This is a genomic window from Nonomuraea sp. NPDC050786, assembly GCF_040654115.1.
Classification (GTDB): domain Bacteria; phylum Actinomycetota; class Actinomycetes; order Streptosporangiales; family Streptosporangiaceae; genus Nonomuraea.
The window spans coordinates 1-13,627 of sequence record NZ_JBFAHJ010000067.1; the positions used below are offsets into that span (position 1 = coordinate 1).

Consider the following 13,627-nt stretch of genomic DNA (forward strand, 5'->3'; position numbering starts at 1 on the left):
TCGTTTGCCGGCTTCATGACATTTTGCGTGTGTAACTGCCAACTTCAGCGAGCAAGCACACTGACCAGTGCCGTCACGATGGAAAGAGCTCACTGCCTCATTCCACCACTTTCATGATCCTGAGACGAACATCAAATTGTTACTGGGCATTGCGGTTGATACGGCTCCCTTGAGTCTGGAGAAAAACCATGGCCGACAAAGAACAACTGCCAGGAACTGAAAATAGTGGTGTCACGCGTCGGGGCATCATCCAGTCCGCGTTGCTGGCCGGCGCAGGAGGCGCGGCCGGCAGCGTGCCCGGACTCATTACCCCGTCGGCGCAGGCGGCGGTCGCGGCACCCACATCGCTCGATGCCGGCTCTGTCGACTCAATGCCCGATTTTACTGTTGGCTCAGCCGCGTTGACCCCGGATCGGTTAGCGATGAGCGCCTGCCAATTCTGCAACAGCAACTGCCGTCTTGAGATATCCCTCAAGTTGGGCCGGATCCTGGCGATCCGCGGCGAGAAGCGCGATCCGGTGCAGGACGGCAATCTGTGCGTGAAGGCGCCCATGATGGCCGAGCTCGTCTACAGCCCGCTACGCCTTACCAAGCCCCTTCGCCGCGTGGCGGGCCATAAGGGCGGCCCTGACAGTCGCTTCGAACCCATTTCATGGGATGGCGCACTGGATATCATCGCGCGTCGCTGGCTCGAACTTCGTGACTCAGGAGAAGCTCGCGCCATCGCCAACCGCACCACTGGACGGCTGCCACGCGGTACGGGAGCGCTGGCATCGCGGGTCTTCGCCTTGCTCGGCAGCCCGAATGACACGGACGTGGGGCCCGTCTGCAACGATGCCGGTGGAAATGCTCTCGCCGCGACCTTCGGTCTGGGGAACTTCACCAACGGCTATGGCGTGGACCCGTCCACCGGCAAGGAAGACCTGGGGTCGGCACGGTTCTTTCTCTTCCTCGGGACGAATCAGGGAGAGACCCATCCGGTCACGTTCGCCCACCTTCTGCGCTGCCGACAGCGCTCAGGTGCGCGGCTGGTTGTGGTCGACCCGCGCAGAACGCCGACAGCGGTATTGGCAGACCAATGGATAGCGCCGAAGCCGCATACCGACCTAGCGATCGTTCTTGCGATGTTGCATCACATCATCACGACGAATCGCCACGACAGTAATTTCGTCAATCGTTGGGTTTTAGGATTTGAAGACCTGCGGAAGCATCTCACCACTCATGGATACAGTCCGGAATGGGCAGCATCCATAACAGGTGTACCCGCCTCAGTAATTCGACAACTGGCGATCGACTACGCGACCAAACGTCCGGCAGCCATCTTCTGCAATGCCGGTATATCGCACCAGCTCGGTGCTTTCGATACCTACCGGGCCCTGGCGATGCTCGCCGCGGTGACGGGAAACATCGGCACGCCAGGCGGCGGTTGCAACTTCATGCACAACACCTGGCCTGGGGCCTTGAACCTGCCCGACCTCAAGGTCACACCGCCGGATAGAGGGCCCGCGCTGCCAGTGGGACCGGACACCTTCGCCGAATCCATCCTCAACGGCCGCCCCTATCGGCTCAAGGCGGTGATGACCGAAGGCAATCCGCTGATCAGCTCCGCCAACACCGGCAAGGTGCGGGAGGCCTTCGCCAAGCTGGACTTCTACGTCTACACAGGCCTGTTCATGGAAGAGGCGGCCTATTACGCCGATGTCATACTGCCAGTGTGCAGTGGGCTGGAGTTCGAAGGCGTCTACATGCGCCGCGACGACCGGGCCATCCGATGGCAGGAAGCTGCCGTCGCCAGGGTGGGTGAGGCACGCTCGGACATCGAGGTCTGGATCGATCTGGCTCACGCTCTCGGGCGTAACGATCGCCGCAACGGCAGCTCGTACTGGACGGATGCCTTCCCCAAGGAGTGGAGGAGCTTCCCGGCTCTCTGGGATGTCTTCGTCGCCAACACGCCGGGCATGGCAGGCATGACGCGCGAGCGGCTGCGCACGCGGCCGGAGCCGCTTCGCTGGCCCTGCCCCAGCACGAAGCATCCTGGAGTGAGCACCCTCTATCTGGATCACCCCAGTTGGTACGAAGCCGCTCTGTCCCTGGACTCTTCCAACCGCGGCAAACGGTTCCTCACGCCGAGCGGCAAAATCGAGATCACCACACCTGACCTGGAACGGAGGCTGACGCCCAGCGGCCATAGCGCTCTACCCGTCTTCTACACCCATCCCGAAGTCACCGGCGCGCATCCGACGATCGCCTATGAGGACAGGTACATCGCCAATCCGATCAATCCACAGGCGCTCACGCAGCCCGTGAGACTCGGAGTGCCGGGGTCGGATGCTGTCCACCAGCAGTTCCCTCTCATGGGCATGACGGGACGGCCGAGTGTCGTTCACTTCGCCTCCGTGACGCACTGGACTCCCACCGGTGAGCAGCTCAATGGCATACGGCTGGTTCAGATCCATCCGACCACGGCGAAGAAGCTCGGCATCTCGGACGGTGATGAGGTTGTGGTCGAGAGTCCACGCGGTCAGGTCTCCGGAACGGCTCTCATCGATGCAGGGATAAGGCAGGACACCGTGTACGTGCCGAATACCTTCGGCCCCGCACAACGTGTAGGCGATGTCTATGGAGACCCTCGTTACGAGCCGGCCAATACGTTGATAGATGACAGGCTCTATGACAATCTCTCCGGCCAGCAGGCGTACAAATGCTTCGCCTGCCGTGTGCGCAAGAAGTAGCTGAGCCGTCAGCGGTTGACGTGAGGAATTGCGGTTTCATACGATCATATGATCTCTGACGTACAGCGGGCATCTTGGGGGACCGGTGCTTCAGCAATGGGGCCTGTACGACAATGCAGATGCCGTCTACCGTGTGGTGCTCACACAGCCAGGGTGGGATGCCACCAGGATCTCTGCCGAACTGGGGATTTCCGAGGCGCAAGTGCAAGGCGCTGTAGATCAGCTCGTCGAGCTTTCATTGCTGCATCGCTCCGCAGGGGTGCTGCGGCCGGCCAATCCAGGTATCGCTCTCCACGCCTTGCTGCAACGGGAGCGGACAGAGCTCTTACGTCATCAAGAACGGTTCGTCGCCGTCGAGGAGACGGTCAACCGCTTGATAGACGAGTACAGCGAACTGTGCGCCGCCGGCATCAGGCATGGATGTGATCGTCTGGACGGCCCTCGGGCGGTCAAGGCCCGGATGGAAGCGCTAGCCTGCCAGGCGAGGTTCGAGTGCTTGTCCATGGAGCCAGGTGCTCATTCTGAAGAGGCTCTGGATTCAAGCAGGGCGATCGACGACGTACTTCTCGATCGTGGCGTCGCCATACGCGCCATCTATCAGGAGAGCGCCTGCAACCATCCGTCGACTCTGGCCTTCATCCGTTGGCTCACCCAGCGCCAGGGCGAAGTCCGGGTCGTTCCCACATTGCCACTGTGGATCACGATATTTGATCGGGAAGTAGCACTGGTTCCCGTCGATCCACGGGAAGTAGACAAAGGCGTGGTGGAAGTCTTCGGTGCGGGATTTCTGACAGCTCTCGTCGCACTGTTCGAGCAGTCGTGGAATTCGGCGGCATGCGTAGGCGTGGAAGTGCCCCATTGCGAGGACGGTGTAACTGCGCAGGAGCGGGAGTTGCTTCGGCTGCTTGCGCAAGGCTTGACCGACGAGTGCGTGAGCAAGAAGCTCGGCATCGGCCTTCGAACTCATCGCCGCATCGTCGCCGACTTGATGGAGCGCCTGGGAGCACGCAGCCGCTTCGAGGCGGGCGTTAGGGCTATGGAGAGAGGCTGGATCGGCCATGACGGCGCCTTCTAGCGTGCCCTTCCCATCCTGAGTCCCGCTTCACGTACCAAGTCCTGGCCGGGCCCCGTCCGATGGCCACCGCACGGCTAGAGCGTACTCAGGGCGGAAAGAGGCTTTCTGGCCCCGTCGACACCGCCGCCGACGCTCCAGACGATCATCGCGATAGACCCGAAGCTCCAGAACGCCATGATGAGGATGTAGCTGGCGGTGGCGCCGATCTGGGCGGCCAAGGTGGGAAGGTAGAGCGCGCCGTAGGCAGCCCCGATGCGGCCGACGGCCACACTGGTGCCGATGCCTGCGGCGCGCAGATGTGTGGGAAAGAGCTCTGTGAACGTTGGGTACGCCGCCGTCCATGCCCCGGTGGAAACAGCGTTGGCGATCATGAACGCGATGAGCACCCACTGCCTGTCGCCTGTGCTGGTCGCCGCCGCGAGTCCTCCTATGCTTGCGGCGGCAAGAGCATAGAACAGTCCTACCGACCATCGCCGACCGAGACGGTCGAACATCATAGTCATGCAGACCCCGCCGATGAGCGAGCCGATGCTCCCGAGGATGAAGACGAACGGGATCTCCGCATCCGTGTAGTGCACTTGTTTCAGGACCACTATCGACATGAGCGCGAAGATGCCGTAATAGCCGAACGCCTCGGAAAGGTCCAACGCGCATCCCAAGGCGAGTCTGCCGGGATATCGTCGGATCAACTCTCTGATCGCCTGACCGAACCCCGGCGCCCTGGGCTCGTGATCGTCCACGCTGTTCGATGCCTGAGGGTCGATGCCCGCTCTTTCCGTCAGCCTTCGCACGATCTCTTCGGCTTCTTCCATTCGGCCCTGCGATGCCAGCCAGCGTGGTGACTCCGGAAGACGGCGGCGGAAGACGAGCACGAGCAGCGCCAGGACTCCGCCAAGTGCGAATCCGTATCGCCACGAAACGGCGCTGGCAAGCGCGAAGGTGTTGAGGAGAAGGAATGCGATCAGTCCGCTGGCGATCGCGCCGAGCGACCAGCAGTTCATTACCGCGGCCGCGCTCTTTCCTCTGACCCGGGCAGGCATGAACTCCATGATGGCGGCGTTGATTATCGCGTATTCCGCTCCGACTCCGAGCGCCGTAAGAAAGCGCAGCGCATAGAGCAGCTCCAACGAAGGACTCAGAGCCGTGAGCACAGTGAAGGTGCAGTACCAGAGAAGCGTGAAGAGGAAAAGCCTCCGTCTGCCGAACTTGTCAGCGAAGAATCCTCCGGCCATTGCGCCGAACAGGATTCCGAGGAGCCACACCCAGAAGATGCGTGATGACTGCTCGGGGGTCGCCCGGAAGTGCTCGCTGAGCGGGTTGATCACGCTGCCCACGAGGTTTACTTCCAGGGAATCGAAGAGCCATCCGGCGCCGAGTGCCAGCAGTATGGACAAGTGGGTGCCGCTCCAGCGCAACCGATCCAGTCGGGCGCCGATCGAGTCCGCTGTGAGCGTGGTAGGCGTGGAGGTCATACTTCCTCTTGCTTTGCTTTGGCGATAGAGGGCCCCGGCACCAGCTGCACGGGAGAGGCAGTCGTCAGGTGGCGCAGTAATGAGGTGGCAGCAGCAGATCGTTGGCCTGAAGATCTTCTAGAAGAAGCTGCACTGTCTTGGTACGAGCGCTATCCACGAACGCCGCGACCGATGGCAGTTCTGGCGGATGGGGAAGCAGAGAGGGCTCAGCGAGGAGACGCGGGTGCCAGAACCAACCCTCGCGGGTGAGGGTGAGCTCGGGAAGCGGACTCTGTGCCTTGCCTATAGTGCGCACGTCCGGAGGATGCTTGTTGTCCCGCAATGCGCTGGCTTCGCCGACGGCGCCGGCCTCCAGCAGTTCATGGACATCTACTGGCGGATCGACGTACCAGATGTGATCCCGAAGTAGCGGCGACCCCCACAGCGACCGGACAGGGATGGAAGGATCTGGATCCGGCCACGCGTTCGCCTGTAGGCCCACGGCATCCAACAGGCTCGGCACGCTGGAGTCGTAGATATGGAAGCGGCCCCTTGCCCTTTCGCCGGCGGGCAGGATCTCCAAGCAGGTCGTCCACCAGCCGGTGCTGACAGTAGCCGCGAAGGCTTCGGGGAACTTCTCCTGACGCAATGCGTCGGCGTGCGAACGCCAGTCGTAGTGGAGGCGGATGATCTGCGCTCTTGCACGTCCGTCCTCTATGTCGACCAGGGCGTATCGGACGCGCCGGTCTCCATCGTTGGGAGGGCGGCCGATGACGCCCACGTTGACGACCAGCCGGGAATCGATCTGGCGAATCCACGGCAGGCCGGAGTGAGTGCACATGATGACGTCGGCACCGCTCGCTTCCACACGCCGGCGATGCTCTGCCTCCGGCAAGGACTCCCACCAGAAGTCGTTCAGTCCGATGGTGGAACCATGGACGAAGTGCAGCTCACACCCTTCGATGGTTTCCCGCCGCTCGGTCGGGAGCTCCCCCATCCAGGCGGCGAAGCGGCGGCTCGTATTGCGCAGAGTGTAGTCGTACATGATCTGCGCGTATTCTTGGTCGCGGGGATCACGAAATCCACAACCGCAGTCGTCGCCGGCCTCGGCGATCGCCACGTCGTAGTTCCCGGCGACGCAGATTACGTTGTTGTCCGTCAGGAGCGGCCAGATGGAATCGGGTTCGGTGCCGTAGCCGCCTAGATCTCCCAGGCAGTACAGACGCTGGGCCCGATTGCGATGTGCATCTTCGATGAACGCGCGAAGTGCCCACGGATTTGAGTACGCGCCTCCGCAGACGGCTATTCTCATCCTGTCGGTCCTGATGATCCTGCTACCGTGCCGGGTTCGTATCGTCTGTAGCCGCAGCAGAGGCCCCGCAGCAGGGCGAGTTCTGCGGTGCGAGCGAGTGGCCGGGGTCTATGGGGCGCAGGTCGCAGCCCATCTTCTTGTCGAAGATGACCAGCGTTCCGAAGGCGAACTCGATCGGTCGCCTCCATCCCTGCCAGGTCTCAGGGGGATACACCCAGTGCTTTGACTTGACCTGGGTGTGGCAGCAGTGAACCGGGCCCGAACCGCCTTGCGGCACTTCACGCCACCCGAGCTCGGCGGCGAGCGCCGGGATCTTCTCGAAGGCTTCGTACGTGGGTGCCGCCTCGTCCCGCATGTCGATGCCCACGTGATCCATGAAGGGCTTGGACAGGGTGACCGCACCGGGGATGTTGTCGTCCTGGGCAATCGGTATCGAAGAGAAGATGAGGTTTATGGCCGCGTCAGTTGCGTACTTTATGTAGCCCGGTTCGGCGTTCTCGGGGTGGTATCCGAGGTTTTTCAGCTCGTGGTGAGGGAGGCTGTCGACGTCATCTACTTTGACGTGGGCGTGCACGGAGTCAGTGAATTCAAGGACGCCTGCGTAGGGGAAGTCCGGTGTGAACACGGACAGTAGCTCCGCTCGCTCTAAGTCAGAGATGAGACCAAGGGTCTGTGCTTCGGACAGGACGTTTCCGACGGCGGAGCGGTCGAACTGCATGACGATCTCCCGAGTGACGAGACGGCGCATGATGCCAGAAGCGCAGCCTTGCGGAGGCGGAGCGCTCGCTAGCTAGGCAATGCGGGCCTTATGCGCCATCCCATGTCGACAGCCGTGTGAAGCAAAGTGGTGTTGCTCGGCAGCAAGATGCCCGGCAGCTTGCTGCCTGCTCTCAGAGGGCGTTGCGCGAGTTGATGTCCTTTTCGTCGTTTGCGCTGGACAGGGAAGGCTGGTCAGAATCTGCTGGCAGGACCGAAGGCGGCCCCGATGAGGGTCTCGGCGGCGGCGCGGGCGTGGGCAGCCGTGGCGGGATCCCCGGTGATGGCGGCCGTGGTCTGGGCGCCTTCGGCGAGCAGGACCAGCTGCGGGGCGAGGTAGCCGGGACCACCCGCCTCGCGGACCAGGTCGGCGACATGGCGCTGGAAAGAGGTCTTCTGCTCCCTGACCGCCTCGGCGACCCGGCTGCTGCCACCGGCCAGCTCGCCGAAGAAGTTGATGAAGGCGCAGCCCCGGAAGTCGTCCTCGCGGAACCATTCCGCCAGAAAGTCGAAGACGGCCAGCATCCGGTCGCGCGGCGTGCGGGCGGCGGCGAGGGCGCGGGCCACGCCGGTGTCCCACTGCTCGGTCCGGTGGCGGAGCACTGCCAGGACGAGGTCGTCCTTGGAGGGAAACAGGGCGTAGATGCGCTTCAGCGAGACACCCGCCTCAGTGCGGACGGCGTCCATGCCGACGGCCTGGACGCCGTGGGCGTAGAACAACCGGTCGGCGGTGGAGACGACCTGGTCACGTGCTGTTTCCTGATCGATCACGAGAGCTCCAGTTGCGCAGAGAACCAGCGTTCTCTACTGTAGTGGACATACGCGGAGAACGATCGTTCTCTAGCGGATTGGAGGGAGATCTCTCATGGGCCACATCAAGGTAGGCACCGAGAACAGCACCGACGTCGAGCTGTACTACGAGGACCAGGGATCCGGTCAGCCGGTCGTCCTCATCCACGGCTACCCCCTGAACGGGCACAGCTGGGAGCGTCAGACGCGCGAGCTGCTCGCCGCCGGCTACCGGGTGATCACCTACGACCGCCGCGGCTTCGGCCAGTCGAGCAAGGTCGGGAGCGGGTACGACTACGACACCTTCGCAGCTGACCTGAACACGCTGCTGGAGACGCTCGACCTGCGCGAGGTCATTCTTGTCGGGTTCTCCATGGGCACCGGCGAACTCGCCCGCTACGTCAAGAACCACGGCCATGAGCGCGTCGCCAAGCTGGCCTTCCTGGCGTCGCTGGAGCCGTACCTGGTGGAGGCGGACGACAACCCCGCCGGAGTACCGCAGTCGGTGTTCGACGGCATCGTCGCCACTGCCCGTGCCGACCGATACGCCTGGTTCACGCAGTTCTACAAGGACTTCTACAACCTGGATGAGAATCTCGGCACGAGGATCAGCCAGGAGGTCGTCGCCGCCAACTGGAACACCGCCACGACCTCCGCCCCGGTCGCCGCTTACGCGGTGGTGGCGGCGTGGATCGAGGACTTCCGCCAGGACGTCGCGGCGGTGCGCGCGGCCGGAAAGCCGTCACTCATCCTGCACGGCACCAGGGACAACATCCTCCCGATCGACGCCACCGGGCGTCGTTTCCACGAGGCGTTCCCGGAGGCGCACTACGTCGAGGTCGAGGGCGCCCCGCACGGCCTGCTGTGGACGCACGCCGATGAGGTCAACGAGGCACTGCTGGCCTTCGCCGCCAAGTGACCCCGCCGCCGGGGTGGCACTGCCCGCTACCCCGGCGGCTGCCTGGCCACGGCGTGCGGCTCGTCCCGGGTTGTTCGCTCAACCGCAGCCCTAGCCCGCCCGCGAAGTCCCTGACCAGCCTTCCCTGCCCAGCGCAAACGACGAAAAGGACATCAACTCACGCAACGCCCTCTCAGGACGTAGGTGGCTTGGGTGGGGTCGTGGCCGACACGGCTTGGCTCCTTATCCGAGCGTGGAAGCTTCTCACTCTGCAGTGGGCGTGCCGGGAGCAGGCTTTCCCATCACCACGTCAGCGGCGGTAGGAAAAGCGCACACGCACTTCTGGTTGATCCGATAGAAGCTCGATGTGCCATGTCGCTCGACGAGGACGAATCGAACGTCGGCAAGGATCTTCAGATGGTGGGACACGGTCGATTGCCCTACCCCGCACGCGGCGACGATGGCACCCACCGACATCGGTTCATTCTTCCGGGCCAGCAGCGACACGATCTGGATGCGGGTCGCGTCGGCCAGGGCCCTGAACCAGTTCGCATACTCCTCTGCCGCAGAGCGCGCCAGGATGCCGTTGTCATCTCCCATCGACCATTGACGATAGAGCGGCCAGACTGCGATGAGAAGGCACAAGAGCGCACGTTCTCAACAAGCCAGGCGCGATACCGCGAGCCAAGTCACAGGCTCGGACTCTGGCTCCACCAGTCCAACCAGCGTTGGCTCCTCCTCCTCGACCACAGAGGCCAAACGGTTGGCGAGGACTGCGGGCGATCTTGGACAGGCACCACGGCTGCCCTGGATGTAGGTACCACGGGCGTGGGGTGCCGCAAGTCCTTCCGACGAGATCTTCGATCGTCTATCGTCGATTGTAGATGGACGACGAGAAGGCGCCTCTGCGGACACGGAAGCTGAACAGCATGCGAGCTGGTTCAGTGCCCTGGCCGACGCCCTGAGTCCTGGCGGACACGCGGGCCACGACCAGCCTGCACCAGATCAACGAGCTTTTCCCACGGCCGCCGATGTGCACATGGGTAAGCCGGCTCCCGGTACGCCCGCCTGCGAGTGAAGGGCATTGCCATGACGCGTGACGAGATCGTCGATCGCTATTCGCAGCTGGCCCGGGCCGCGGCCGCCGGCCGGTTGGTCGCTGACTGTGGGCCGGACACCTTCGAGCAGGGCTGTTTCGGCGCCGCCGGCTATGACGACACCAGTGCACTGCCCGATGGTGCGGTGCGGGCCAGCCTGGGGTGCGGCAACCCCGTTGCGGTGGCCGAGCTGCGCGCGGGGGATACCGTCCTGGATCTGGGCTCTGGTGGCGGCATCGACGTCCTCCTGTCGGCGCACCGGGTCGGTCCCAGTGGGAAGGCGTACGGGCTGGACGCCAGTGCCGACATGCTGGCACTGGCGCGCCGAAACGCGGAAGAGGCGGGTGTGACCAACGCTGAGTTCCTGCACGGCAGCATCGAGCGGGTGCCGCTGCCGGACCGGTCGGTGGACGTGGTCATCTCCAACTGCGTGATCAACCTGTCCGACGACAAGGCCGCCGTGCTCGGGGAGGCGTTCCGGGTGCTACGGCCGGGCGGCCGCCTGGGCGTGAGCGACGTGGTGGTCGACGGCGAGATCGACCCGGCGCGCCACCTGGCGGCAGAGCAGCGAATCGGCTGCGTGGCGGGGGCGCTGCCGGTGAGCAAGTACCGCGAGCTGCTCACGGCATCCGGGTTCGTGGGTGTCGAGATCACGCTGACCGCCGACCACGGCGACGGCGTGCACTCGGCGATCGTCCAGGCCGTCAAGCCCGCGGCCGGGCTCGGGCTTGAGATCCGGCCGATGCGTGAGACGGACGCCGAGCAGGTGCTGGCCATCTACCAGGCCGGCCTGAACACCGGCCACGCCAGCTTTGAAACGACGGCGCCCACCTGGGAAGGCTTCACCGCCGCGCGGCTGGCGCACCTGCGTTATGTGGCCGTCGACACCGAGACCGGTGAGGTGGTCGGCTGGGTGGCGGCCTCCCAGGTCTCGGCCAGGCCCGTGTACTCGGGCGTGGTCGAGCACAGCATTTACGTCCACCCCGGCTGCCAAGCACAGGGCATCGGGCGCGCCCTGCTGGAAACGTTCGTCGCGGCTGCCGAGGACGCGGGCGTGTGGACCATCCAGTCGGGAATCTTTCCGGAGAACACCGCCAGCCTCGCGCTGCACCAGGCCCTCGGTTTCCGTACGGTGGGCGTGCGTGAGCGCATCGGCCGCCATCACGGCGTCTGGCGCGACGTGCTCTTCATTGAACGCCGTAGCTCGGCTCTCTAAGCACCAACGCGGCGACAGGTATGCAGGAGACGTACGGACGGATTACAGATCCGCCCGCCTGGTCGGGCCGTTGCCTGTCTGTGGTGCTGTGCTCCGGTGATGGCGGTGCCGTGTTCTCTTCATGTGGCTGCAAGCGTTCCTGCCGGCTCCCATTGGCCTTTGAATAGATATATGTCAATCTAGACGTCAGTCAAATTTGATGGATATCTATTCAGGAGAGTCGATGCAACTGCTGGAGACTCTGTGTCGGTCGGCGATCAGTCGCCATATCGAGGCGCTCAAAGACGTCGACTTGCCTATCAGCGAGCGGCGGACGTCCTCGGCGTGTAAGCGGGTCGCACCTGAAAGGCCCACCGTGATAGGCGCGGGGGTGGCCAGATGAGGTCTCGCTTGCTGGCCGAGTTCCTTGGCACCGCGCTTCTGGTGACGGTAGTGGTGGGGTCGGGCATCATGGCCCAAACGCTGTCTCCGCAGGACGTGGGCCTGCAGTTGCTGGAGAACTCCACCGCTACCGTCTTCGGCCTGGCCGTTCTCATCGTCGTTCTCGGGCCGGTTTCCGGCGCTCACTTCAATCCCGTGGTATCCCTGGCCGACTGGTGGCAGGGACGGCGGAGCGGACAAGGTCTGTCCGGCGGACACTTGGGCGGCTATATAGCCGCCCAGGTGTTGGGTGCCATCGGCGGTGCGGTGCTGGCCAACGCGATGTTCGACAAGCCATTGGTCGCCTGGTCGGACACCCAGCGATCCAGCGCCCACCTGTGGCTCGGGGAGGTGGTCGCCACCGCAGGCCTGGTGCTGGTGACCTTCTGCTTGACCCGGTCAGGTCGCACGACCGCCGCCCCACTCGCGGTCGGCGGCTACATCGGTGCGGCCTACTGGTTCACCTCCTCCACGAGCTTCGCCAATCCCGCCGTCACCATCGGCCGGGCCTTCTCCGACAGCTTCGCCGGCATCGCGCCCGCCTCGCTGCTCGGCTTCATAGCGTCCCAACTGGTCGGCGGCTTGATCGGCCTGGCGCTGGTGCACGGCCTGTTCGGCCGTCCTACGGCGGGCACTCCAGAGCCCGTTGTCCCCTATCAGGCTGTACAGGCCCCACCGGTCGCTTGACGCGTGGATATAGCTCAATAATTGTTGACTCAATGAATGTTGATGCATTTCCTTCGCTGGAGACCCGGGCTCGGGTGCATGCGGCCCTAGGTGAACCGGGTCGGCTGGCCATCGTGGATCTCTGCTCACTGGCCAGCTGAGCAATTCGCCGGCACGTGACGAACTCAAGGCACCCACAGATCGAAGACCAAACCAGCAGTAGCGAAGGAGTCCCTGCGTGAGTGATAAGCCCAGCGTCCTGTTTGTCTGCGTCCACAACGCCGGCCGCTCCCAGATGGCCGCCGGCTGGCTGTCCCATATGGCGGCCGATCGGATCGACGTCCGCTCCGCGGGGTCAGCGCCTGCCGAACAGGTCAACCCGGCCGCAATCGAGGCGATGCGCGAGGTCGGCATCGACATCGCTGCCGAGCGACCCAAGATCCTCACAGCGGACACGGTCGAGGCCTCAGACGTGGTGATCACCATGGGCTGCGGGGACGCCTGCCCGATCTTCCCCGGCAAGCGGTACGAGGACTGGAAGCTCGACGACCCCGCGGGGCAGGGCATCGAGGCTGTGCGCGTCATCCGCGACGAGATCCGGGATCGAGTCCGCGACCTCATCGCCGATCTGGGGATCCAGCGGCCCTAACCAGCGCGGCCGGCGCCTTCAGGGCTTCGCGACGCTCCGGCTGTTCGGGGCGCCCAGGTCGATGACCTCAGCCGTCGTGGTCACCACGCGCACGGGCCGACTGCGCGTAGGCGGTGAGAACCAACGCCAGTTTCGGCTGGTTTTGCTTGCAACTACCGACCGCACTTGTTCGTGAGTAGCAACCGCACCCCGAGCTTCAGCGAAGTTGATGGTTGCCAGTCCTGACCGCACCCCGACGGCAGGCGGCAATGGACCGCTGACCTGGGCTCACGACGGCCAGCCGGATCTGTCCGGGAGCGGCCATACCGAGCTGCCCGGTGGCGGCAACGCGATTACCTAGCGTGATTGGCATCCAAGGTAGACGCACGCGTAGCCGCCGTTCGGCGCTCATCCTCTGGCCTTCATGATGCCCTCGCGGAGTGTTCGAGATCGGACATCATGGGCGGGTGCTGCGCTACGTACTGTTGCGCAACGCCCTTCGGAACCTCAGTCTTGAGCCCTCGGCAGGATGTCGTGCGGTGAATCATCTGGGCCTCACGGGATCGGATCCGCTGCAAGGATGACGG

At 64.0% G+C, this 13,627-nt stretch carries 11 protein-coding genes; 6 read left to right on the forward strand and 5 right to left on the reverse strand.

From position 1 onward, the window contains the following. Positions 1 to 188 precede the first annotated feature (188 nt). Positions 189 to 2,732, forward strand: a complete 2,544-nt coding sequence (locus tag AB0H84_RS53170; RefSeq protein WP_357622386.1) for a molybdopterin-dependent oxidoreductase — start codon at positions 189 to 191, stop codon at positions 2,730 to 2,732. An 85-nt stretch (positions 2,733 to 2,817) separates the two neighbouring features. Continuing rightward, positions 2,818 to 3,807 (forward strand): helix-turn-helix transcriptional regulator, encoded by a 990-nt coding sequence (locus AB0H84_RS53175; RefSeq protein WP_357622388.1) that lies wholly within the window; start codon positions 2,818 to 2,820, stop codon positions 3,805 to 3,807. Positions 3,808 to 3,881: 74 nt separating this feature from the next. Here AB0H84_RS53175 and AB0H84_RS53180 read toward each other — a convergent pair whose 3' ends face one another. From AB0H84_RS53180 to AB0H84_RS53195, 4 genes are all read right to left on the reverse strand, one after another. Then, positions 3,882 to 5,279: an MFS transporter gene (locus tag AB0H84_RS53180; RefSeq protein WP_357622391.1), complete on the reverse strand. Its 1,398-nt coding sequence runs from the start codon at positions 5,277 to 5,279 to the stop codon at positions 3,882 to 3,884. Between the two features lie 64 nt (positions 5,280 to 5,343). Next, positions 5,344 to 6,570: a metallophosphoesterase family protein gene (locus AB0H84_RS53185; protein WP_357622394.1), complete on the reverse strand. Its 1,227-nt coding sequence runs from the start codon at positions 6,568 to 6,570 to the stop codon at positions 5,344 to 5,346. A 22-nt stretch (positions 6,571 to 6,592) separates the two neighbouring features. Then, positions 6,593 to 7,288 (reverse strand): hypothetical protein, encoded by a 696-nt coding sequence (locus AB0H84_RS53190; protein WP_357622396.1) that lies wholly within the window; start codon positions 7,286 to 7,288, stop codon positions 6,593 to 6,595. Between the two features lie 233 nt (positions 7,289 to 7,521). After that, positions 7,522 to 8,097 (reverse strand): TetR/AcrR family transcriptional regulator, encoded by a 576-nt coding sequence (locus tag AB0H84_RS53195; RefSeq protein ID WP_357622399.1) that lies wholly within the window; start codon positions 8,095 to 8,097, stop codon positions 7,522 to 7,524. Between the two features lie 94 nt (positions 8,098 to 8,191). On the opposite strand from AB0H84_RS53195, the gene AB0H84_RS53200 reads away from it, so the two are divergent. Next, positions 8,192 to 9,034 (forward strand): alpha/beta hydrolase, encoded by an 843-nt coding sequence (locus AB0H84_RS53200; protein ID WP_355200551.1) that lies wholly within the window; start codon positions 8,192 to 8,194, stop codon positions 9,032 to 9,034. Positions 9,035 to 9,277: 243 nt separating this feature from the next. Here the strand turns inward: AB0H84_RS53200 and AB0H84_RS53205 are convergent, their stop codons facing one another. After that, a complete protein-coding gene (locus tag AB0H84_RS53205) occupies positions 9,278 to 9,613 on the reverse strand; it encodes a metalloregulator ArsR/SmtB family transcription factor (RefSeq protein ID WP_357622402.1) in 336 nt (111 codons plus the stop codon). A 489-nt stretch (positions 9,614 to 10,102) separates the two neighbouring features. On the opposite strand from AB0H84_RS53205, the gene AB0H84_RS53210 reads away from it, so the two are divergent. From AB0H84_RS53210 to AB0H84_RS53220, 3 genes are all read left to right on the forward strand, one after another. Then, the gene (locus AB0H84_RS53210; RefSeq protein WP_357622404.1) at positions 10,103 to 11,326 is read left to right on the forward strand and encodes a GNAT family N-acetyltransferase; all 1,224 of its coding nucleotides are present in this window, start codon (positions 10,103 to 10,105) and stop codon (positions 11,324 to 11,326) included. Between the two features lie 390 nt (positions 11,327 to 11,716). Further along, complete coding sequence (locus AB0H84_RS53215; RefSeq protein ID WP_357622407.1) at positions 11,717 to 12,433, forward strand: MIP/aquaporin family protein; 717 nt, start codon at positions 11,717 to 11,719, stop codon at positions 12,431 to 12,433. Positions 12,434 to 12,650: 217 nt separating this feature from the next. Beyond that, a complete protein-coding gene (locus AB0H84_RS53220; RefSeq protein WP_357622410.1) occupies positions 12,651 to 13,061 on the forward strand; it encodes an arsenate reductase ArsC in 411 nt (136 codons plus the stop codon). The last annotated feature ends 566 nt before the right edge of the window (positions 13,062 to 13,627 follow it).